Origin of the sequence: Novibacillus thermophilus (genome assembly GCF_002005165.1) — a bacterium.
GTDB classification, from domain to species: domain Bacteria; phylum Bacillota; class Bacilli; order Thermoactinomycetales; family Novibacillaceae; genus Novibacillus; species Novibacillus thermophilus.
This window is the reverse complement of the sequence record NZ_CP019699.1, coordinates 2,515,069-2,537,426: the sequence shown is the minus strand read 5'-3', so window position 1 is coordinate 2,537,426 and position 22,358 is coordinate 2,515,069. Positions and strand designations below refer to the sequence as shown.

The window sequence follows — 22,358 nt, the reverse complement described above, 5'->3', positions numbered from 1 at the left end:
GATCACAAGTGCTGTTTCAAAGGAACAAAGAACATATGCGCTTTACAGTGGCAATCGGAAGAACCAAAACCACGAATAGGTACATGTCCTCCATTTTCTGTCATGAGCCTTTGAAAAAGCCGGCATTCTCTTTCTTCTCCTGAATATGTCTCTATCTCTACTATTTGAAGAAAAGGCCGTACGTAATCAAAGTGCCAGTGTTTCGTTTTCTCCAATTTAATATGCCTTTCAATTCTGGAGTGCAAATTCCTTTTGGCACTGCCGACATACACATACAACCCTTTTTGAAAAGAAAAAGTCCCCAGTTTGCCGATCGTAATATTTTCGTAGTCACGCGTCATCAAGGCTTTAATGGCGTAAAGCGTATGATTTTTTTCATATTTTAGGGGTTTCATGACACCGCATTTCCTTTCTTGCTTAACGCGATTGGCGTCGTACTTCCGGAGAATGTCGTCGGACTGGACCAGTGACTTAATGCCGAAAACGGATCTGCTGGACGCTAGGATGGTTTGGCACTACCTCCAAGTACAGTCACTCTCAAAGTTCACATTAATGATTCACACGGTATCACCCTTAAAATGCCAAAGTGCACCGGGTCCATCCCGATACTTTGCATAATTGGTAGAAAAATAGGCGTCAACAACAGTGTATTCACTGTGCTTTCCATAACCATACCCGGCGAACACTAAAAACCCTAACACCATGACCGTGATCAAGTACGGGTTTTCTGTTATGTTAACTCAACCTCTTCATTTTTCTCTTCCCCTTTCTCGGCTATGAGTTTATGAAATGTAAAACATTTCCTCTTAGCAGCTTTTCTATGTCATTCCGAATGTCCGACACTTCGACTGGCCATCCCTTCTTCAATAGCTGTTCGTAATGCTCCATTAAAAGATTTTCTAAGATATGCTTGGTGTGTTTCCATTTGTAAATCAACTGTTCGAAAACCCGGCAATCTGAATGTTGAGGTATAAAACGGTTCCCTAGAAGTTGAAATCTCATTCGCGTTATTTCTTCGACGAGATAAGGTGTATTTAAAAACCACCAACACCCAAAAATCATCAAGTTTCTAAACTTGCGAGAAAGCGTAATCAACTCATACTGATTTTCTCTGGAGAGCATGGTCACTAAAAATTTTTGATGCGGATATTGTCTGCACAAATTTTCTAATGCTGCCATGTCAGCTCTTCCCGCCATATCCCCAGCCAGCTTTAAATCCGGATTTACCTGTCTTTTTGTACCGACCATTAATGCCATGGGTAATTCGTACTGTTCGCATATCGGTATTAAACATTCCTCAAGAATCCTGGTTGAGGAGCCTCTTTCAGGAAAGGTAAACGTATGTGGTAGAGATAGCGCGACATACAACGGATGTATCTTCTCTATCCAATCCTTTAAAAACTGTTGTAGCGATTTTACTGTTCTTCGGTCCACCCTTTCATCAACTTCATACCCCATTTCCCGTACTAATGCGACTGTGTGATCCCAATCGTTTACGAGAGGATCTAATCGGAGTGCAGAACGGAACCGGTCATCTCCCATCTCTCCTTTTTCCCAATATTGCCTTTCCGCAGGATCAAACGGGTCATTTGTCATCACAATTTCTTCGACATTCGATACGTGCATAACCCGCGATATGTATTCGTCTACGTCCCGCTGATCGAACGCTCGACGGACGTCGTCAAGGTTTTTTGAAACGGGTACATTCAATTCGTCTAAAATAGTAAGTATCCCCTGCGCGGCTTCACTTACCGGGCTATTTTGTAAAAACAGCGTCTCCCAAATGAGGTCGGCCTGTTCTCTTTTAGACATCTTCCAAAAAGATTCGTACGGTATATCCAGCCACAGAAACGCTTCAGAAATAAGGTAATGATACGTCAGAAGTTCGTCGATGCCGTACAAACATAGTTCCCCAAAAGAGGGCGGAAACAGGTGAGTGTGTACATCAATTATTTTTGTATCTTGAATTCCCTGTGCCACAACGTCTCTAATCTCTGATCGGCTCTTCACTGTGTTATTTCCCATTTCGAATCACCTTCTCCCAAACAGATTTCTGGATTCGCCCATTCATGATTTGGAATTAACGGATACCAACCAGGGCGGTAGGGGTCCCGGTCATACGGATATCCCCCTAATTCTTTGTATAAATCTGCGTACTTTCCCAGTTTATCTCGGTCGATTGTAACCCCTAAGCCAGGTTTTTCCGGCACTTGGATCTTTCCATCCACAATACTGGAGCTTCCCTCCCTCGATCACATCATCCACTAGGTGATGGTAATGGGCGTCGAGCGCAAACGTCATGTTTGGGATCACTGCGCCCAGATGTAACATGGTGGCCAATTGTACTCCTAACTCTCCGGAAGAATGAACCGCTACACCCAATTGAAACGCTTCGCAAATCGCGGCTGCCTTTAAACAGGGGCGAATGCCTCCCCAGAACGTCGTATCTAGCAAAATGACGTCGACAGCCGGATTCAAGATGTTTTGATATTTTGAAGCGTAATGCCTCTAATTGAAAAGGATCGTGGCCGATTAAGTATTGTTTCAGACCTTGAAAAGCAAGTTCAGCACTTTCTCCCCCTCCGCCTAATTCCCCCACTCCTACAATTCCTTCGTCTGTTTCAACCTCAACGATCGTCCGTACGAACCGCCCCCAATGCACGCCGTTGCTATGCCGCAATGGAGCTTCTAACGGTATTGTGACCGTGGTTGGCCGTACATCAACAATTTTCATCCGAACATTTCTCCTTTAACATTTAGTTGTTCACATGCTAGATTTTTTACGTGTATCCGTTTGCAAGCCAGCCACCGTTTACAATCAACGTGGTTCCGGTTACATAGTCCGATTCATTAGAGGCTAAAAATACGGCTGATCCCACTAAATCTTCAACTTCTCCCATCCTTCCGGCAGGGATTCTCGCTTCCAGCTTCTCCGGATGATGCCCCCCTTTACGGATTAAGCCTTGAACAATTTTCGTGACCCGGGCACTAGCATAACCGTGCGCAATAGCAGCCCCGATGCCCCTTCCGCTTCCGGTCACAACTGCAACTTTGTCTTCTAATCTCACGTTAACCAGCCCTTCTCTTGAAATAATCGGGGTATCGCTGTACAAGGTCGCCAATGTCCACGTCTACTAGTTTCATGTGCTCCAACATCACTTGTTCCGCCTGGTTTGGGTTTTTTGACCGGATACTTTGAACCACTTTTCGATGCTGTTCCAAAATAATTTGCCAATTATAGTGGGAAGCTAAACTTAACATTCGGATCCGGTCTAAATTGATCATCATCTGCTGCAGTGACTTCCACGTACGCTCTTTGTGACATCCGGTAAAGATGATTCTATGGAATTCCCCATCTAAATCGAACAGTTTTTTGTAATTTTCCTCCTCAACACACGCCTCTTGGTCGTTTAAGTTTTTTTCCAGCTCTTCTAACTGTTTTCTTGGAAACTCAATACTTGAAGCATATTTAGCTGCGGCAGGTTCTAAATGCTTGCGCATAAACTTCGCTTCTTCAACATGATCTAAATCGATGAGGGACACAAACGAACCCCTTTGTGGATAAACGACGATTAATCCCTCTTGTGACAATCTCAAAAAAGCTTCTCTCACAGGTGTTCGACTCACTTTAAAACCTTCAGCGATTTCGTTTTCTGTGATTTTTTTCCCTGGAGGCAGGTCCAGATTAATAATCAGTTTTTTTAATACAGAGTAAGCGCGTTCACTCACTGAATGGTGAGCCGTTTCAGTCATATCGTTAATGTTTAGCAGCTCTACTCACTCCTAAAGGCATACTAGAACTCTAATATACTTGTATATTAGTATATCATGAATTGTTTGTCAATAATTATTTTCAAAAAATTCATCGGGAACCGTGAGGTTTCTCAATTTTTCAGGTTTTACGGCCTGCCTCGTCCCGATCAAGGTCGCTTTTGGGGAATCTTACATAAATACGTAATCCCCGGTTTACTCACATGAGCAAACCGGGGATTATTTATGATTTTTTTATTCTATTATCTGCCTTCAAATGACCACTGAAGGTTTAGAGTATCTCCCTGGAATTGATTTTGATCTTCTCCATTGTCCACAAATTCAAATTCGACATACATCGTGTCATTCGTACCAGCCGGCAATCCGCTTTGCTCATTTTCAAAACCAATGATGTTTTTTTCTACCGCATCTGGAACCATATATTGCAGATCGTATAGCGTGGTAGAGTAAATAATGTCATTGTACCCATAGTCCTCAGACTTATCTGCATTTTCCAGGAAGTTGACACGGATGTGTTTTCCAAAGTCATCGGTATTGTCGTTCTTAGCATCTTCTACCGTATAGCTGGTACGAAGAAGCACTTCTTTGATATCGAGCGTTCCGTTATTTTCCAAGTAGAACGTGCGGAACTCAGAATCGCCAGGCACCAAATTTTCGACATCGATGATGACTTCCGGGTCTAATGCCAAATCGAGTGTACCAGCGGTAAATGTGTTGTTGGCGGTCGCTGTATCACTGAAGTATGCAAACGTTCCTCCTACCACTAAAGACAATCCAAGTACCACTAATGCAAATCCATAACCTAATTTTCTCTTTACACTCATGGTAAAACCATCTCCTTTTCACTTCTTTTTCTTGAATTCAATTTAGCTCTCTATAATATAGGCACACCGTGGCGATGGAACGCAGCTGCTTCCAACGTAGACATGCCTTGTACCTCTGCGAATGCCATTAAGTTGTCCGAAATTTTAGGTGCATAGTGCTCCGGTGGTGCAGCGTGCCCCATTAAACGGCTTCTAGCCGCGTTTCTATGTGAGAACGGCCCCCAAATGGCGAACGTAATTCCAGGCGTTTGAATATTGACAAAAAAAGTTTGTCCATCAGGAGAGAAAGTGGGGCCAGCTAATTCTGAATAATTCAGTACATTTTCTGCGAAGACGTAGGTCGTTCCTTCAGGAGTTAACCCGATGATACGGTCTGATCCCGCTCCATCCTCTACGATCCACAAATCACCCCACGGCGTAATGGTGACATTGTCAGGCGATTCCAAATCGTTCGCATCTGTGGATTCGAAGAAAAGTTCTAACGTATTCGTAGCTGGGATATAGCGATAAATCCGTCCTAAGTGCTTATCCCCTGCATCCGTGTCCGAAAACCAGAATACTCCGTTCACGAAATGGCAGCCTTCCAAGCGGGAAAACTGGATACATCCCTTATTGCGCGCATCTAACGTCGGTTTTTCTGGGTCAAGGTCTTTCCATACAATGCCAAATTTCTTGCCAGTGTAATACTTACTTATTTCGTTGGAGCTCATTTCCTCAATGGCAGCCGCTTGCAATCTCCCCCCTTTATGCAGAGAACCGACTTTTCCGCTAGGATCATTCGGAATGTACCGGTAAAAGTAACTCTCTGGGCCATCATCTTCCGTCATGTACACGATCCCCGTCGCGGGATCCACGTCTACGGCCTCATGGGAAAAAGCTCCCATTGCTCGAATCGGTGTTTTCGATAAATTGTTCTCAGGGTCTAGTGGATCAACTTCAAATACATACCCATGTCCTGTCTCCCTCGTTTCTTCACACGTCAGCCACGTTCCCCAAGGGGTGCCCCCACCCGCACAATTTCGAACGGTACCAGATGACGTCACATATTCTTTGATCAATTTACGATCAGGACCCACCACTAGAGCGGTGGTCCCACCAGTATTGTCTTTATCGTACGGATTTTTGCCTATTACAGGGTTATCTGTTTGACTCGTCAATTCGTGGTTGCGGACAAGGATGGTCGCATTGTTTTTTCCTTGAAATGCCGCCATGCCGTCAAACAATGCCGGAATAGGGCGACCATCAGAAAGTTTTCCGCCCTCTTCGGAAATAATGCGGTACTGAAACCCCCTCGGAAGGTTCAGAACCCCTCCTGGATCTTTGACCAGCGGACCATACCCCCAAATGAACCTCGAGTTGGCCTAGGGGCTGCTAATGCCTTACGTCCGTTTTCTCCAAGTGATAACAGTCCTGTCGTTCCTAATGCAATAGCCGCTGTTGTCAGTCCACTAACCTTTAAAAATTGTCGCCTGTCCATGCCCATCACAATCCCTCCTTCATTTTCATGAACCAAAGTAACAATAAAACATTAAGTAGCGTTTAAGTAACAGTTAAACACTTAGTTTTATTGTTAATTTTCCGTTAATTATTCTGTTTTCTGAAATTTTCTTGTTAGAATAGAGAAAAACGAATAGACGAAGAAAGCAGGTGAAAGGATGTTCTCAACAATAGGCATTCCAGGGTTAATTTTGATTTTGACGATTGCGCTCGTCATTTTTGGACCGAAGAAGCTGCCAGAAATCGGGAGGGCTACAGGGCAGACGTTGAAGGAATTCAAACACGCTGTTCAAGACATGGCGAGGGAGATCGACCATGAGAAAAAGTCGGATCAATAGGTGTTGATCGTGAATTTAATTGCCAAGTGGAGAAAAAAACAGAACAGAAATGAATTGGATTTAGTCTCTTCATTCCCTTTGTTTTTCTACTATTTGTCGGCGGGCTCGCATTTGGATACGTGGTGTTTGTACAGTTGATTTTCCCGTTTATTCTATCTTTATCAGATGGCATGTTTAATGTGATGATAACCGTAGAAGGGTACTTTAAGTTTCTATTCCGAATCACTGTCCCATTTGCCCTTTTGTTTGAACTGCCGGTTGGCGCCATGTTCTTGACGACTCTTGGGGTCCTCACACCGGATCACATGAAAAACATAAGGAAGTATGCCTATTTTGCTATAATGGTTGTAAGTACACTGCTCACACCGCCAGACTTTTTGTTGCCGCTCCTCGTATCCGTCCCATTCATTTTGTTGTATGAAGCAAGTATCCATTTGTCCAAAGCGTCTATCGAAAAAAAACAAGAACAGCTCAAAACGTTTATGCAACAGGAGAGTATATAGGCAGGCCCGGTTTGAGCAAAGCCGATACAGCAAAATCCGTTTTGCAAAAACCGGGCATGGCGGATTCTGGCTTACCGGACGTCCTCCAAATCCCCTTCGAGTTCCATATATTTTTGCCGAAGGCGATCAATGACCGTTTCCTCCGGCTGCCAGTACCCCCGCTGGTGACTTTCAAGAAGTGTTTCCATCATCGCATGATAAGCCCACCGGTTGTTGTCCCGCATCTCGCGACTCATTTCCTCATCCGCAATGTAGACGTCGTACAGCTGGTCAAAGACCCACGTCTCCACTTTTCCGGTCGTTGCCGCAAGGCCCAGCACATATTCGAACCGGCGGGCAATTTCCATCGTGCCGTGATAAGGATGTCGCATCAACGCGTCGATCCATTTGGGGTTGGTCAGCCGGGTGCGGACCCCGCGCGCAATCGCAAGATCCGCCGGTTCGGTCTTCACCTGCTCCCCCGTCGTGTCCGTAATGTGAATTTCCGCCTTGCGGCCTTTCAACAACTCCACTGACTTGGACAAGCCGCCGAAATATTCATAGTAATGGTCGGAATCCGTTACCTCCCGCTCGTGACTGCTGCGAATTTGCGATACGATGTCGACCGCCAGCAAGTGGGAACGGAACAGCGCCGGTTCCGCCCGTCCACGCTCTTCCAAGCTGTAAATATACTGCTGGCTGTCCGCGTATGCCCGTCCAAGCTCGGATTCATCGCGCCACTGTTTCGTCTCGATCATTCGGGTTACGGTTGTACCGTATTCCCCTTGCGCCGGGCCGAACATCCGGCCGCACGCCAAGTCGTGGGCCTGTTTTGCCCCATATCCGGCGGCGAGCAGCTCAGCCTCCACTTTTCGCGTATGCGCCTTGAACCAATTCCACTCGTCGGGTTCATCGAGTTCGGACACCTGCCGATAGACCCGGTTTAAATCTTCCAGTACATTCGGGAACATATCGCGGAACAAACCGGTCATATGCACCACGACGTTCAGACGCGGTCTGCCTAATTCAGAGAGCGGGATCACCTCGTATTCCGTGCGAAAAGTACCGATTCCGCCGATCCGAACCCCCATGTAATGAAGAATTTGACCGATCGTTTCCCCTTGCGTCCGCGATGTTTCCAGACCCCAGAGTACGACCGCCGTCGTGTTCGGATATTCGCCGTGTTGTCGGCGGTATTGCCGTATCGAACTTTCCGCCACCGCCGCCCCTCTTTCAGCTGCTGTTCGACTCGGAACCAGGCTCGGGTCAAATTGAAACAGATTGCGTCCGGACGGCAGCACCTCAGGGGTGCGCAGCACGTCACCGGCGAGTTTGGCCGGTATATACCGCCCTTCCAACGCCCGCAGCAAACTTTCCGCCTCCTCGTTGACCGTCGCGCTTTCGTAAGCCCTGTATCCGTACTCCAATGAACGAATCAACGATTTGACCCACTCCGGGTTCCTCCCCGCGTAAGCCGGCGGAAGCGACTTCGTCGCCACATACGTTTCAACCAGCGAGTCAGCCTCGACATCTATTTCTCGAAGCCGTTCTGCATGCCCGCCGGAAAGCAGTTCTTCCGCCTTCAAGCCCCTGCCTTCCGCGAGCAAGCTGCGCAAGGAGCGGATGTTTCCCCGATCGTGGCGCAGCACAAACCGCATGTGAGCAGCTGCCGCTTCAGGCGAATAGCCGTCTCCCAGCACATGCAGCCCGCTCGGGATAAGGGAACGCTGCATCCGGTACAGCTCTTCCTCCATTTGCTCCGGCGTCTCGACGGACAAGTGGAGCGACTTCGCTTCGGTCTTTAGCTTTGCGAGAATCTCATCGCACCGGTCAGGATCTTGCAGCTCGGCTTCACGGTATTCATGAAGCAGCGCTTCGAGACGGCGCCACTCGCCGTAAAGTTCAGCTTCTGTAAAGGGAGGCGCCTGGTAGCCGATCAACACCGCATGGCTGCGGCGCTTGGCGATCATCGCTTCGGACGGATTTCCGACGTAATAGTAATACAAATTGGGCAAATCCCCGATGAAATCGTCTGGTATGCAGTCTCCTGACAGGGCGGATTCTTTGCCGCGCTGAAATTCCAGCGTGCCGTGCGTGCCGACATGCACGACGGCATCTGCTTTGAACTCCTCGCGGATCCATTGATAAAACGCCGTATATTGATGCGTCGGCAGCAGCGACCGATCGTGAACCGACTTCTCCGGTTCCTCGTGAATGCCCCGAGTCGGCTGCACACCGACAAACACATCGCCGTTTACAATTCCGGGAATCAGGAACGAACCGTTCTCGGTCATCACATCACCGGGCGGTCGGCCCCAACGGACCATCGCCTCTTTTCCCCATGAACGACCGGATAACTTGGTCTCAAAATCAGGATCGCCGTAACGGATCATTTCCCTGGACGCACGATCGCCCGTCCACGTTCCGGAATTGACTAGACCCTCTTCCGTGAAGCGGGCGCGAAGCTTTGCTGCGGACATCTCTTCCACGTTGTATCCCCGCTGCTTGAGCCAGGTCAATAAACGGGCCACCGATTCGAACGTGTCCAGGAAGGAAGCGCCGAAGACATTTCCTTCGCCTGGCGGATAGTGATAACACACAATGGCCAGTCTCTTGTCATGGTTCGGTTTGCTTCGCAACGCCAGCCAGCGGCGAATGCGTCCGATCAACCGATTCGTCCGCTCCGGAATGAGCTGCAGCCGCTTCAAGGGCACTTCCAATTCCGCATCTTCCCCTTCATCCTGCAGTGCGGCGATCGGATACGTCTCAATGCTGCCGTCAAGCTCCGGAAGCACGACTTGGACAAGCAGCAGTGGCGGCTCCAGCCCGCTAACGGACTGTCTCCATTCCCTTTCCGTCGTACTAGACAGGAAAACCGGATGGAGCACGGGGGCTTCCAACACTTTGAGCATGTCTTCCGCCTCGCCTGCACTAGTCCCGCCAGGGCCCACTCCAAGCCGGAAAGGCAGCAGATTGACGATGAGATCCGCACGTCGTCCGTCTCCAAGCAAAAGATCGCGCAACCGATCGATGGGGATGTTCATCACGGAAGGAAAGGCGATCGGCATGACGTTGGCGAAGGCTTCCAATTTGCTCATGAGTTGTCCGATACAATCGGCAGTGTCCAGCGGATTTCCGTTGCCGAGAAACAGGAGGGCCACGTTCGGCCGATCGTCAGTGTATCCGCGGCTGAAACGGTAGGCAGACACGGATAAATACACCTTCTGCTCTCTCGGTTCAAAGATGCACAATTCACGAACGCAAACAGGATCGTCTGGCTCCGGCAACCGGTCACAGCCCCCGTACGCCCGGCCTGCCAGACATAGCAGCCCGAGCATATTGGACGTACCGCCGCCCCGCCAATATTCGGCAAACCGCAAATAGCAATCGTAATCTGCTTTGAGATCTTGTGGCAGCGAAGTTCCTGCACCTTGGTCCGAGGGGTCCGGCAAATGTTCGGAGGTCAGCTTGCCGAGGCGAAGCAGAGGTAGGATCTCGGCGGAATTGCCGCCCAGCGGGACGATTGGAACCGTCCCTTTGCCCAGCATGAAGGTGAGTTGTTCAACCACCTCCCGGCGGACTCCATGCACATCGATCATCACCAAGTCGCTTCCGGGGAGCTTTTTTTCGATGTCCAGCCGCAGTTCGTCAAGATTTCGGTTCCCCAAGTCGGCGATGGCCAGCTGCAATTGACTCCGCTGCTTCTGATCCAGCGTCCGATACGCTCTCGACAAAAGGGCCAGAGTCGTGTCCCCACTCGTTAAAATGAACAGCTTCAACCTGTCATCCTCCCATTTCATAAATTCATGAGTGCGTCACCTAAACCAGAGTTCGTACGGCACGTTCGATGTGGTCAGCTTCCAACTCTGCCAGTCGGTAATACGAGCCTTGCAAATCGTCCGCCAGCTTGCGGGCGTAACCGAGCTGGACGAATCCTTCCTCTGTATCGATCACCAGCGTTCGCACGCCTGCCGCGGCAACGCGTTGGGCGGCGATCCGGCTTTCCCGCCATGGATCAAGCCCCGATCCGAAGCTGACGTTCGCCTTCCCGTCGGTGATGACAACCATCGCCGGAACGAGCCCGCTCCCTTTGTTCGACACGGACCGGATCGTCTCCAACCCTTTGATTAGCCCTGCTGATAAGGGCGTTTTCCCTCCAACCGGCATCATTTTAAGCTTTTGCTCGGCAAGTTCCACGCTGCGCGTCATGCCCAGCAAAAGTTCCGCCCCCCTGCCCCGAAAAGCGATCAAACCGACGCTGTCCCGCTGCCGATACGCATCGCGGAGCAAGGATAACACGGCGCCCTTGACGGCCTTCATTCTTTTGCCCGCGTTCATTGAGCCGCTTGCGTCAACAACGAACAACAACGCGGTTCCAGTTCTGCTTTCCCGGACCTTCACACGCAAGTCCCTCGGCTCTATCAACAATGTGAGCTGTCTGTCGTTCGGACCGTAACGCTCCCGGCGCAAACGCTGATAAGGCGCCGCCGTTCGAAACGTGGCATCGAAGGCGAGGTCCTTTAGCGGTCCCCGCGGTTTCTCAGCCCGAACGTACCGGCCAGCAGATGAGCCCGTTCCCCCTCGATTCCGTTTTCCCGCATTCGCCTTCTGCAAGGCGCAGGGCGGCGTGAACATGAACTGACGGATGTCGATTTCTTGACCAACTGTTTCAACGATAGCGTGTGCTTCGGAGTTAGAAGCGTGGCCGTAATCGGATTCGGCGACGTTGTCGCCTGGATGTACGGACGGGGGTGTGTGTTCAAGTTGGCCAACTTGGCCGCCTTGCTTCCGGCTATCCGAATCTTCTTGCCTAGCGTCGTTGGGTTCGGGACTGCTTGGTTCACTCGAACGATGGGGGGGTGCACTGTTCTCCATCTGCTCCCGCGCTTGATCCCCCTCGGACGGTTCCCCGGTTGAAACTTCCGGATTTTCCAACGCTCCCATCATGCGATGCGGCAACACGAATCCGGCTGCTTCACGCAGATGATGAGACGTCGTTTCGGAGAGACCCTCCCACGCTGCAAGGGCCCTAGCCGTTTCAAGCAGCAGGATATCTGCTCGGTGTCCCGGACATCTGGCTTCCCCCGCAATTTCTGCTGCGAGTCGCAGCACGTTCTCACTGACATGGACGGTCGAAAGTCGCCCTCTTGCAGCGGCAACTCTTTTTCTTAAAGCTTCTGTCTCCCGTTCAAACTTGTGTCTGAACGCATCAGGGTTCCGATCGAAGGCCAATAAGCGGCTTACGACTGCCGCCCGTTCTGAAGGATCCGCCGGCGTTTCGAGACGGACGTACAAGCCCCACCGATCCAACATGGCGGGCATCGGCTTCCCCTCCTCCGGAACCAACGTGCCGACCAACAGGAACCGTGATGGCTTCCAATCAGACCGTTCCCGGCTCTTCGACTCGCAATTCCCACAATCCGCGGCGGTTAAAATTGTTTTCAGATGTCTCTCCGGCATTAGGTCTGCGTTGTCGACTGTCACCATGTGCCCGTCCGCCTCGGCGAGCAAACCTGGGGCAAACACAGGCTCACCGCTCCGAACGGCAGCCGCGATATCCAATTCTCCTAAAAGCCGGTCTTCGTCGACAGTGAGGGGGATGTCAATTCTCTTACGCTCCGGCAAGAGTTCGGCAACGCCTTGCACAAGGGTCGTCTTCCCTGTGCCCGGTGCGCCGGCCAACAGCACGCCTTTCAGCAAGGGGTTGACCGCATGAAGCAAGAGCGCTTTTTTTGCACGGTCTTGGCCGACGACGGCACAAAACGGATACACGGCAGCGTTAAGGCGCATGAGTGACCTCCTGTAAATCCCCGAGAAGCGTCCGTATCGCTTCGGCGTCGAAAGCCTCCTCTTCGAACGGCCGCTTGCGCATGCGATGTGGCATCACCATCATCGCCGCTTCAACCATATCCTCTGGCACAATACGAGTCCTTCCCTGGAACGCGGCGAGCGCCATGGCCGTTTTCATTAACATGATGTCCGCGCGGTGGCCGTCCACCCCCAGTCGAATCCCGACCGTCGCGGTCCATACCAGTAAATCCTCAGACGGTTCGATGCGTTGGAGCAATTCTCGGGCGCGTTCAACCCGCCTGCGAAGTTCCGCCTGTTCCTTCTCGTACGTTCGCCGGAATTGGACGGGATCTGATTCGAACGCCAATCGGCGGCGAATGACCTCCATCCGGTTCGTCACCTCGCGCTCTCCGTTCACTTCCACTGAAAGTGCGAACCGGTCCAGCAGCTGGGGACGCAGTTCGCCTTCTTCCGGATTCATGGTGCCGATGAGCACAAACCGGCTCGGATGCGAATGCGATATCCCTTCTCTCTCCACCGTGTTCACCCCCATGGCAGCGGCATCGAGCAGCGCATCGACAATCGCGTCATCCAGCAAATTGATCTCATCCACATACAAAATATGTCCGTGTGCCGCCGCCAACAGCCCCGGCTCAAACCGTTTTTCCCCCTCCCGGACCGCATGCTCAATATCCAAAGTGCCGACGACGCGATCTTCCGTAGCACTGACAGGTAAATTGACGACGCGCAGTCCAGGCATCAAATCGGCGAGCGCCCGTACCGCCGTCGATTTGGCCGTGCCTTTCTCGCCGAGGATTAATACGCCGCCGAGACTCATATTGACAAGATTGAGCAGCAGTCCCTTTTTCATCATTTCCTGCCCGACAATCGCCGCAAACGGAAACACTTCCGAGTTCACGTTTATTTCCCATCCTCTCCCTGGCTTTTATGCCTTTTTCGTCAGCAGATTTCCGAGTTATACTTTACGTTGCCTTAACCGTTTTCCCCGCTGGAAGATTCGCCGTTCCCAGCAGTCCCCTGATGAGGCAGTTCAAGCGGCCGCTGTCAGTATCCCGCTCCACGAGACCCTTCACGCCAAAGACGTCGCCGAGCATTTCTTCGGTGATGACTTGCTCGGGAGTGCCGCTCGCATACATACGACCGGCGCTCATCACCATAATTTCATCGGAGCAAGCGGCAGCATGGTTAATGTCATGCAAAACCATGACAATGGTTATGCCGTACTTCCGGTTAATGTCAGCGATAAGCTCCATAATTTCCCATTGGTGGCTCACATCGAGATAAGTCGTCGGTTCATCCAATAACAACAGATTCGTCTTTTGCGCCAGCGTCATCGCAATCCAAACCCGCTGGCGTTCGCCTCCGGACAATGCGGACAACTTTCGCTCCGCAAAAGGGAGGGTTCCGGTCTGTGCCATTGCCCACTCTACGATCTCCTCATCTTCCTTTCGGTTGGCTCCCCACATCGGTTTATGTGGAAAGCGCCCGTAACCGACGAGCGCGCGCACAGTCATTTCCGGCAGCTTATCCTGACTCTGCTGAAGCATGGCGACACACTTCGCCAAGTGCCGCCGTGAATAGCTGCCGATCGATTTGCCATCCAGCAAAACCTCTCCCCGGTCTGGTTTTAAGTGGCCGGCGATCGTTTTGAGCAGCGTACTCTTGCCGCATCCGTTCGGGCCGATAACACTGTAGATTTTACCGGTTTCCACCTGCCAGTTCAGTTTGTCGATCACAGTGCGATGCTGATACTTGACCGTAACTTCTTCCAGCACCAACGCCGTCATCCCGCTTCCCTCCTCAACAAGTACAAAAAGAACGGTGCGCCAAGCACGCCCATTATAATGCCGACCGGAAGCTCCACGGGCGCAAACATCATGCGGGCGAACGTATCGCAAAAAGTCACGACGGCAGCGCCCATCAAGGCAGTAGCAGGCTGAAGGATCCGATAGTCACTGCCGACGAGCAAACGGACCGAGTGCGGTACGATCAGCCCCACAAAACCGAGCAGCCCGGCAACGCTCACCGCACTCGCAGCGAGCAAAGCGGCTGTCGCTACCATGATGAGACGAACCGCCTCGACGGGCAGTCCGAGCCCCCGGGCGTTCGAATCTCCCAGTGCCAGCACATTCAGATGCGAGCTGCCGGAAAGGGCCACGCATAGACCCAGAACCGAATAAGGAAGGATCGTTTCCAGCTCAGGCCAGCTTTTGGCAGACAATCCGCCGACCATAAACACGAGCGCTCCGTCGACTCGGTCGCTAAAAAAAATCAGCAAGGCGGAAATACCCGAGCCAAGAAAAGACGATACTGCAACGCCAGCCAGAATGAGGCGAACCGGTTGGACGCCATCTCTCCAGGCCAGCAAATAAATCAGGATCGCGGCTCCGGAGGCCCCGAGAAAAGCAACCGGGGTCAGTATCGACCACATGTGGGGAAATAAAATCAACACGATGACACCAAACAGTCCTGCTCCCGACGAAACGCCGATAATGTGCGGGTCAGCCAGCGGATTGCGCATGACCGCTTGCAAGATCGCACCAGACAAAGCCAGATTGGCTCCCACAAACGCTCCAACCAATGTGCGGGGCAAGCGGATATTCCACACAATCTCCTTCATCGGACCGTCGTAGCCGTGAAACAAGTACTGCCAGATGTCCACCAGTGAAATCGATACCGCTCCAGTACCGATGCCAAACGCAATCCCAAGAAAAGCCGCCGCCGTCAGAGCGATAAACACCAGAACGTTCCTGGAGACTGAAACGCGAAACGGATTACTTGCCATGACCGTAAACGTCCGGATAAACGAGCTTTGCCAAATACTCAACCGATTCATTCAGCCGAAAGCCCGGATTGGACAGGAACAAATCTGACGGCAAAATGGCCAATCGGTTTTCTTTGACGGCTCGGAGCGATGCCCAAGCAGGCTGTCCAGCGAGATCGGACCGGATTTTATGCTCACCCTCTGTTCTGGCGCCGTGAATGAGAATAAAAATGAAATCCGGATTGAGTTCGACGATTTTTTCCAAACTGAATGGGGCAGTGGACGGGCTCGTATCCGAAGCGGGCAACGTTTCCGCCACATTTTTCATTTTCAACATCGCCGCTACCTCGAGCCCGATCATGTTCTGCCGCTGGACGGAAATGCTGCTCGGAGTCACGTTCAGCATGATAAACGTAGGCGCTTGATTAGCCGGAACCTTGGCAGTTAATTGGTTCATCTGCCGATCCAGCTTTACGAGCTCCTCTTTCGCCTTGCCTTCCGTTCCGGCGATTTTGCCGAACAATACCGCTTTTTCTTTCAAGTCCGAGTATGTACCGAGTTTAAACAGGGCAAACGGCACACGGCTTTCGTCCAACACTCCGGCCAAGTCGCGATGAAAAACGGTGGACCCAATTACGAGATCAGGCTTTAACGCCAGCAGCTTTTCCGTGTGGACTGTCGTCATCCCTCCGACATCTTCCAGATTTTCCGCTGTTTCCGGGACCGTTTCGCCTGTCGATGTGGCGCGGGCAACTGCGCGTCCCCCGACGGCATATAGTAAATTCAACAGTTGAGGTGACAGCACGACGATCCGCTGCGGTTTTTGGGGCAACGTTATCTCCCGGCCGGCATCATCTTCAAAAGACAATGGCTCCGGCTGATCGAGCGGTACAGATTCGGGTGTTGTGGGAGTTACAGTGGATGGCGAACAGCTTGTCGCCAACAGCACAAAATGACAGATGATGAGCGAGTACGCACAAATTTTTGTAAGTTTTGAGGAGCTCATGACATATTACCTCCAGGCTGTGGACTATCAAACAGAACGGACATGTCCCCGTTCAATTAGATAACTCTGGCTTCGACTACCTTATGGAACCCGTGCCCTCCTTTCGTCAAAAAATACACTTCAAACCGACAGATCTCATGAAAATGACGGCATCTTAATCGTAATGATTACGATTTACATACAGCATCTTATCAGCAACTTTTCATTACGTCAATCGCTTCGAAATTATTTATAATAGTAAGAATAGATTGACGAATGTATTCATTCGATCTCTGTGCACATGTGGCAAGCCACAAGCAGCTCGATTTTTGGAACGTTTTTCGCATAGACGGCTTGTACAGGAGGAACAGCTCAATGAAAAGACGACTTTCTTGATGGGAGCAAGATTGAGGCGAACTCATGGAGCCATTTCAACATCCTCCTTACCTGAACGGTTTCAGAAACCGAGGATGTTGAAATGGGATCACTTTACGGACTTAACTAGAGTAACGCTTTGAAAGTTTCTCCTTGTGAGAATGAAACACTTCCTCTAAAGAGATGTTATATTTATTGGCTATTACAATGACGTTCCCCAATACGTCTCCTAATTCTTCTACTAAAGCCTTTCTATTGTCTAAAAACGAGTCAGTGACCTCATCCGGTCTATCCCTACCGATCTCAAGGGCTCGAATGGCCCGTGCGACTTCTCCAGTTTCCTCTGCTAGAAAACCAATGCGAATAAAAATGTCTAGTTCAGACCAGCCCCTATTTTCATAATACTCCTTAACCCATTGTTGAAATTCAGTGACATCCATTTTTTCTCACCCCTCATTCCATTATCGTAAAGTTTAACAATTCATCAAGACTTTTGTATAATATGATCGCTGTGCACAGAATTCAGATAGAGAGGAGACGCCACATTGAAAAACGTAGCTGTATTTTGTGGTTCCAGTGAGGGAGCATCTAATGTGTATATAGAGAACGCCAAGAATTTGGGTGAAGAGCTAGCCAAGCGTAATCTTACACTTGTTTATGGCGGAGCGAGTGTCGGCCTGATGGGAGCCGTTGCGGACGCTGTTTTAGAGGAAGGCGGACACGTCATCGGGATTATGCCGAGATTTTTGGAACAGAGAGAAATATCCCATACACGATTGTCAGAACTGATTATTGTGGATTCGATGCACGAGAGGAAGGCTCGAATGGCAGAGCTTGCAGACGGTTTTGTCGTTTTGCCAGGTGGGCCAGGAACATTGGAAGAGTTCTTTGAAATTTTTACCTGGGCCCAATTAGGACTCCATCAAAAACCTTGTGGTCTTCTTAATATCAATCATTACTTTGATCCTTTGCTGGAATTGTTTCAGCATATGACGAAGGAACAATTCATGCATGAAACGTACCGTTCTATGGCCCTTGTAGACGTTGAACCAAACCGGTTACTTGATCAATTTGACTCTTATGAACCACCGGCTATAAAAACTTATCGGCGCTGACAATCGCCCTTGCATTCGTTTCGTCAGCCAGATCTTCATCAGGTTAACCAAAGAACTTAGAAATGACTTAGCCAAACTCCTATTGCCGTTCCGGCGTAGTTTCCAATAACATAACCTAATGTCCCAACTAATAAGATTGGACCGACTAATTGGGTCCACCCTTTAGAAATAGCCATCGCTGCAGCGGTAGTCGGCCCGCCAATATTGGCATTACTGGAAAGGATAATTTCTTCCAGTGAGAATTTGAACAGTTTACCCAACAAGAAGGATGCAAACATGTTAATACAAACCATGATCAAAACGAAAACAAAAATCAGAGGGGCGTTTTGTAAAATTAACGGTAAGGATGCGGGTACCCCGATGACGACGAAGAAAACGTAAATTAAATACGTCCCGATTTCCTGCGCACCATGAATGCTTTCAAAATAACGTGGAAACACGGTTACTGCTGTCATCGTTAAGGTAGTCAACATTAAATAATTGTCCCCTAAAATGCCATTCAATACATTCAGGAAGAAGTGGACGTGTTCCCCGGAAGGAATGATTCCATCGAAAAATTCGGCAATTTTAAAGGAAACTCCCACAATGACAAAGGCAGTCCCTACGGCAAGGGCAATATCTTTTAAAGCGACTTCTTTTTTCTTCCAATAGGAAGAAGCTAGATTGTCATTGTTATCTGTATTTTTTTCAAGTTCATCTATATAAGGAGTTTTATAATGTGTTCTAAAGAAGGAAACAGTTGGAATGAGGATCAATACAAGGAAATAGAGTGCCATTAACATATTATCTGCCACTACCGTCGCAGACACAATTTCTCCCGGTGTTTCAAATTTTGCTGACATGGCTGCAAAGTTGACTCCCCCACCAATATATGAACCTGTCATCATCGCAGCAATTTTATCTAGAACCGGAAGGTGATCCCGTAACAAAAAAAAACCAACAATTGCGCCCGTAACTGTACCAGTTGAGCTTAGCAGAAAGATGACCAGCAATCTTCCACTTTCGTTCCATATTTTTAAAATGTTGGAACGGAATAAAAGTAACGGAATGGATAACGGAACGACATAAGACCAAACCGTATCGTAAACGGGAGATTCAGTCGGTATTATATTGAAGTTTGCTAGAAGCATGGCACCGACAAGCGCTATGATTGCCCCTGACATTTTGGATGCCCACTTATATGTTTGCTCTAAATAAATGCTTACCGCGGCCCAACCTGCCAAAAATGCCCATAACATCCATGTATCATCAGGCTGTATAATCGAATCTGACATTTTTCAGCCCCCTAATTGTTTCATTATTCTGTCATTTAGCGGCGTAGTACCTAAGCCAATGGAAAAATTAATTCCTCGCTCGACTTCCTGCTCTTCTCTATGCGTCCAAAACTTATCCCATTGATGTGACTGCCATTTCGTTTTAAACATGATTTTATGTAATAATTTTTTTACAATTATTAGAATAAACGACGATCTAAAAAACGTCAATGCCCTGAATAGAACTAAAAACAAAATGCAGGCAAGTAGAAATCAGGATAAACAGGAGCCAAATAAAATCCCTCCTTAAAATATGCTTAAAACGAAACCACCTCTGCTTATTTCCCGTGGAATAAGGAAAAACGCAAATTTTTTACATTTAGTTGAGGCATGTGTCGAAACATGCAATTTAACATAACTAAAAGCCACCAGATTCCAGGTCTAGTGGATTAGTTCGAGGATCATCAGTTCGCTTTCCGCTCCGCTTCTCGTTACACTCTCTCCTGAAAAAATCTTTAAACTTATGTTTTCCATACATTGGTGCAATCACATTGTGAGGCATGACGTTCATAAAAAAACGTAAAACCCCATAATGATGTTTACTGAACAATTTCAGACCTAAAGAAATGGTGTTTAATAGACTGAATGGAAGGTGTGTGATCTGTTCTCTCTGATCCAACACATCAAAGGCCATTTTATTGTTCATATGTCAATGTTTCGGGACCGCCGACATCAAGTGATTGATTTACTTCCGAGAGGGACTGTACACAAAAATGCGCTAAATCTTCGCCGTGAATCGGATTCATTCTAGATTGACCGTCTCCAATCAGGTAAACTCTACCTTTTTTGGCCATTGTCAACAACTGGGTTAAGTCAGAAAAATAGCCGGTCGGTCTGATTACAATATGGCTGATATGCGATGCTTTTAAAACCTTAACAAAACGCGCTTTAGCTTCAATTAAAGGACCGGGATCCTCCCAAACGTCGTCGCAACATGACTGTGCTCTGCTTCCTTTAATAAGTTGACATTCCCTTGATAGTCAACATCTTTAAAGGTCAAACCATGACTTTTCCTCGTGATTCCAACAGATGAGAAAACGTAATCCATGTCGTCACAAATGTGTTTTAACGTATTCGGTTTTGTAATGTCACCTACGGCGATTTCATCAACATCGTCACCGATAGAAGGCGCTAGAAAATCCCCCGTTTGGTTTAACTTGTCTGGGTGTCTTACGAGTACCCTGACATAATACCCTTGCCTTTTTAGTTCCTTAACAACGTATCTTCCCAAATAACCCGTTGCACCAGCCACTAATACACGCTTCATTTGAGCTCTCCTCAAAAATCAGCCTTTATGAACACGATTAAGCAAAATGATCAATCGTTAACTGAGACAGTTTATACCATCGATGTTCACATCGAGTGCCGACAAAAATTGCCAGAGGTTAACCATATAAATCCAAACCTTCAAATAGGCACGATGCAAGTCAACCTATGTGAGAATAGAAGTCATTCGGTGACCTCCCCAGTTCGAATTTTATACCAAGTCCGTCGGCAAAACTTAGTCGAGACATTTAAGGTCTAAATGCTATCCAGTAAATCCGTATAGTACTGTCTTAATTTTCTTTTAAAATAACAGGTTCCATTATTTTTATGGATTTACCAAACCCAGAAAGGAACTTAATGATAAAATCAAGTTCGTTTGGCTCATATGAACCGACAAGGTACGTATTTCCCATCTCATTGATTAATCTCATCGAGGGGTAATGTTCTTGCTGAAAATACTCTACTCCCCTTTGGTCAATTAAACATTTGAATTGAACCGCATTTTCAGAAGGACGCCAGAGTGAATGAGCATTTTGCATCGTTATTTCGGTTAACTCCGCTAAGGGTTGGATATCTTTTGCTTCAGCAGATGTGATCCGATCACAACGGAAAACACGGTAAACTCTTTTATCCACATCATAAGCTCGACAATACCAATAGCCTTTCATGAAGTAAATGGCAATGGGCTGAATCAAACGAGCATCTGTTTTGGACAGTTTTTGATAAGATATCTTGATCACTTTATTATTTACAGCTGCCATTAACAAAATCTCCAAATGTTCACTATCTTTGATTTGTTCCGTATGCCGAAAAGAAATTCGATTTTGCATTCTCTCGATAGCTTGTCTTTGGCTTTCCGTTAATGCATTGAGAAATTTTTTGTGAATGGAAAGAAAAGATACTTGAAAAGGTAAATTAGCAAAGCTACGTAGTGCTTTCATGGCAAAATAAAGGGCATAAACTTCTTGATTGTTAAAAGATATTGGTGGGAGCTGCATCAAATTAAGCAATCGGTACCCTCCATAACGGCCATGTTCGGCATATAAAGGTACACCAATCTCCTCCAACGTTGCTATGTCTCTTAATGCTGTTCTTTTTGATATTTGAAATTCTTGTACTAAATCTTGAAGAGTAAAACGCTGCTTCTGATTGATGAAGCGGAGCATTTGATTTATACGTTCTGTTTTTTTCACGAAAAACGCCTCCTAATGGTGCCACAGATTGTCACCTTTGATGACTATACTTGATAGTGTAATGAATGATGATAAAGGAGGCAACAAAATGAATGTTGAAGTGATTCCATTTTTATCTTTAAATGGAAAAGCTGCAGCGGCCATTGCGTTTTATGAAAAGTATTTAGGAGCAAATATTCTCCTTAAGAAAAATTATAAAGAGATGAAGGAAATGGACCCTCATTTCACCTATGAAGAAGGTCAGGATCATTATATTACACACTCTGTCTTGGAAATTGGCGCTAACAAACTTATGGTAGCAGACGAGACGATGGATCCTTCACACCCGTGGCAATTGGGCAACAGCTCGTCACTGTGTATTCAGTCAAAAGATAAACTTGTCATTACGAACCTATACCATTCGCTGGTTCAACATGGAAAGGTAACCGTGTTAGTACCTCTTAAAGAAAATTCGTTTAGTCCCGGGTATGCGATTATTCGAGATCCGTTTGGAATCGTTATACAGCTTTGTGTAACGATGCATGATTTTTAATAAATCACAAGAAGAGGCGCAAGGTATGCTCGAAAATGCGCGCAGAACCTCCCTTTTACTGCCCGAAACCGCTGAGGTTTTGGGCACACTTT

General features: G+C 48.2%; 23 protein-coding genes and 1 pseudogene. 4 read left to right on the top strand and 20 right to left on the bottom strand.

The window, feature by feature from the left end; all coding sequences use genetic code 11:
* Nucleotides 1-2 precede the first annotated feature (2 nt).
* From B0W44_RS12335 to B0W44_RS18630, 10 genes and pseudogenes are all read right to left on the bottom strand, one after another.
* Nucleotides 3-395, bottom strand: a complete 393-nt coding sequence (locus B0W44_RS12335; RefSeq protein WP_077720294.1) for a GIY-YIG nuclease family protein — start codon at nucleotides 393-395, stop codon at nucleotides 3-5.
* Between the two features lie 149 nt (nucleotides 396-544).
* Nucleotides 545-667, bottom strand: coding sequence for a TRAP transporter large permease subunit (locus tag B0W44_RS19245; RefSeq protein ID WP_418304100.1), 123 nt, complete (start codon nucleotides 665-667; stop codon nucleotides 545-547).
* Between the two features lie 107 nt (nucleotides 668-774).
* Nucleotides 775-2,025 carry a hypothetical protein gene (locus B0W44_RS12330; RefSeq protein ID WP_077720293.1) on the bottom strand — a complete coding sequence of 417 codons (1,251 nt, stop codon included), beginning with the start codon at nucleotides 2,023-2,025 and terminating at the stop codon, nucleotides 775-777.
* A 141-nt stretch (nucleotides 2,026-2,166) separates the two neighbouring features.
* Nucleotides 2,167-2,478 carry an enolase C-terminal domain-like protein gene (locus B0W44_RS18640; protein WP_228441098.1) on the bottom strand — a complete coding sequence of 104 codons (312 nt, stop codon included), beginning with the start codon at nucleotides 2,476-2,478 and terminating at the stop codon, nucleotides 2,167-2,169.
* Nucleotides 2,479-2,539: 61 nt separating this feature from the next.
* Nucleotides 2,540-2,734: pseudogene (locus B0W44_RS19240) on the bottom strand (enolase C-terminal domain-like protein); the annotation flags it as partial.
* A 46-nt stretch (nucleotides 2,735-2,780) separates the two neighbouring features.
* Nucleotides 2,781-3,068, bottom strand: a complete 288-nt coding sequence (locus B0W44_RS18635) for an SDR family oxidoreductase (protein ID WP_418304047.1) — start codon at nucleotides 3,066-3,068, stop codon at nucleotides 2,781-2,783.
* A gap of 1 nt (nucleotide 3,069) precedes the next feature.
* Nucleotides 3,070-3,729 carry a GntR family transcriptional regulator gene (locus B0W44_RS12315; protein WP_228441095.1) on the bottom strand — a complete coding sequence of 220 codons (660 nt, stop codon included), beginning with the start codon at nucleotides 3,727-3,729 and terminating at the stop codon, nucleotides 3,070-3,072.
* A gap of 284 nt (nucleotides 3,730-4,013) precedes the next feature.
* The gene (locus B0W44_RS12310; RefSeq protein ID WP_077720290.1) at nucleotides 4,014-4,595 is read right to left on the bottom strand and encodes a TasA family protein; all 582 of its coding nucleotides are present in this window, start codon (nucleotides 4,593-4,595) and stop codon (nucleotides 4,014-4,016) included.
* A 50-nt stretch (nucleotides 4,596-4,645) separates the two neighbouring features.
* Nucleotides 4,646-5,899: an alkaline phosphatase PhoX gene (locus B0W44_RS12305; protein ID WP_237087462.1), complete on the bottom strand. Its 1,254-nt coding sequence runs from the start codon at nucleotides 5,897-5,899 to the stop codon at nucleotides 4,646-4,648.
* A complete protein-coding gene (locus B0W44_RS18630; RefSeq protein WP_228441673.1) occupies nucleotides 5,896-6,072 on the bottom strand; it encodes a twin-arginine translocation signal domain-containing protein in 177 nt (58 codons plus the stop codon). The genes B0W44_RS12305 and B0W44_RS18630 overlap by 4 nt, the downstream gene beginning before the upstream one ends.
* A 178-nt stretch (nucleotides 6,073-6,250) precedes the next feature.
* Here B0W44_RS18630 and B0W44_RS12300 point away from each other — a divergent pair, with 178 nt between their 5' ends.
* Both B0W44_RS12300 and tatC read left to right on the top strand, forming a co-directional pair.
* Nucleotides 6,251-6,430 (top strand): twin-arginine translocase TatA/TatE family subunit, encoded by a 180-nt coding sequence (locus B0W44_RS12300; protein WP_077720289.1) that lies wholly within the window; start codon nucleotides 6,251-6,253, stop codon nucleotides 6,428-6,430.
* Between the two features lie 53 nt (nucleotides 6,431-6,483).
* Nucleotides 6,484-6,933: a twin-arginine translocase subunit TatC gene (gene tatC / locus B0W44_RS12295; RefSeq protein ID WP_077720288.1), complete on the top strand. Its 450-nt coding sequence runs from the start codon at nucleotides 6,484-6,486 to the stop codon at nucleotides 6,931-6,933.
* 71 nt (nucleotides 6,934-7,004) lie between these two features.
* Here tatC and B0W44_RS12290 read toward each other — a convergent pair whose 3' ends face one another.
* The 7 genes from B0W44_RS12290 to B0W44_RS12260 form a co-directional block, all read right to left on the bottom strand.
* On the bottom strand, nucleotides 7,005-10,691 hold the full coding sequence (locus B0W44_RS12290; protein ID WP_077720287.1) for a cobaltochelatase subunit CobN: 3,687 nt from the start codon (nucleotides 10,689-10,691) through the stop codon (nucleotides 7,005-7,007).
* A 40-nt stretch (nucleotides 10,692-10,731) separates the two neighbouring features.
* Nucleotides 10,732-12,702 carry a VWA domain-containing protein gene (locus B0W44_RS12285; RefSeq protein ID WP_077720286.1) on the bottom strand — a complete coding sequence of 657 codons (1,971 nt, stop codon included), beginning with the start codon at nucleotides 12,700-12,702 and terminating at the stop codon, nucleotides 10,732-10,734.
* Entirely contained in the window at nucleotides 12,692-13,621 is a 930-nt protein-coding gene (locus tag B0W44_RS12280) for a magnesium chelatase ATPase subunit I (RefSeq protein ID WP_228441092.1), read from the bottom strand. The genes B0W44_RS12285 and B0W44_RS12280 overlap by 11 nt, the downstream gene beginning before the upstream one ends.
* Before the next feature lie 64 nt (nucleotides 13,622-13,685).
* On the bottom strand, nucleotides 13,686-14,510 hold the full coding sequence (locus B0W44_RS12275) for an ABC transporter ATP-binding protein (protein ID WP_077720285.1): 825 nt from the start codon (nucleotides 14,508-14,510) through the stop codon (nucleotides 13,686-13,688).
* Entirely contained in the window at nucleotides 14,507-15,559 is a 1,053-nt protein-coding gene (locus tag B0W44_RS12270) for a FecCD family ABC transporter permease (RefSeq protein WP_228441089.1), read from the bottom strand. Before B0W44_RS12270 ends, B0W44_RS12275 begins: the two co-directional genes overlap by 4 nt.
* A complete protein-coding gene (locus B0W44_RS12265) occupies nucleotides 15,498-16,493 on the bottom strand; it encodes an ABC transporter substrate-binding protein (protein ID WP_077720283.1) in 996 nt (331 codons plus the stop codon). Before B0W44_RS12265 ends, B0W44_RS12270 begins: the two co-directional genes overlap by 62 nt.
* Nucleotides 16,494-16,969: 476 nt before the next feature.
* On the bottom strand, nucleotides 16,970-17,287 hold the full coding sequence (locus B0W44_RS12260) for a MazG nucleotide pyrophosphohydrolase domain-containing protein (RefSeq protein ID WP_077720282.1): 318 nt from the start codon (nucleotides 17,285-17,287) through the stop codon (nucleotides 16,970-16,972).
* 105 nt (nucleotides 17,288-17,392) lie between these two features.
* Between B0W44_RS12260 and B0W44_RS12255 the strand changes: the two genes are divergently transcribed.
* Nucleotides 17,393-17,962: an LOG family protein gene (locus B0W44_RS12255; protein WP_077720281.1), complete on the top strand. Its 570-nt coding sequence runs from the start codon at nucleotides 17,393-17,395 to the stop codon at nucleotides 17,960-17,962.
* 56 nt (nucleotides 17,963-18,018) lie between these two features.
* On the opposite strand, the gene B0W44_RS12250 is transcribed toward B0W44_RS12255, so the two are convergent.
* From B0W44_RS12250 to B0W44_RS12240, 3 genes are all read right to left on the bottom strand, one after another.
* Complete coding sequence (locus B0W44_RS12250) at nucleotides 18,019-19,236, bottom strand: DUF819 family protein (RefSeq protein WP_077720280.1); 1,218 nt, start codon at nucleotides 19,234-19,236, stop codon at nucleotides 18,019-18,021.
* 937 nt (nucleotides 19,237-20,173) lie between these two features.
* Entirely contained in the window at nucleotides 20,174-20,542 is a 369-nt protein-coding gene (locus B0W44_RS12245; protein ID WP_077720279.1) for an NAD(P)H-binding protein, read from the bottom strand.
* Between the two features lie 289 nt (nucleotides 20,543-20,831).
* Nucleotides 20,832-21,734, bottom strand: coding sequence for a helix-turn-helix transcriptional regulator (locus tag B0W44_RS12240; protein ID WP_228441086.1), 903 nt, complete (start codon nucleotides 21,732-21,734; stop codon nucleotides 20,832-20,834).
* An 88-nt stretch (nucleotides 21,735-21,822) separates the two neighbouring features.
* Here B0W44_RS12240 and B0W44_RS12235 point away from each other — a divergent pair, with 88 nt between their 5' ends.
* Complete coding sequence (locus tag B0W44_RS12235) at nucleotides 21,823-22,266, top strand: VOC family protein (RefSeq protein WP_077720278.1); 444 nt, start codon at nucleotides 21,823-21,825, stop codon at nucleotides 22,264-22,266.
* Nucleotides 22,267-22,358 lie beyond the last annotated feature (92 nt).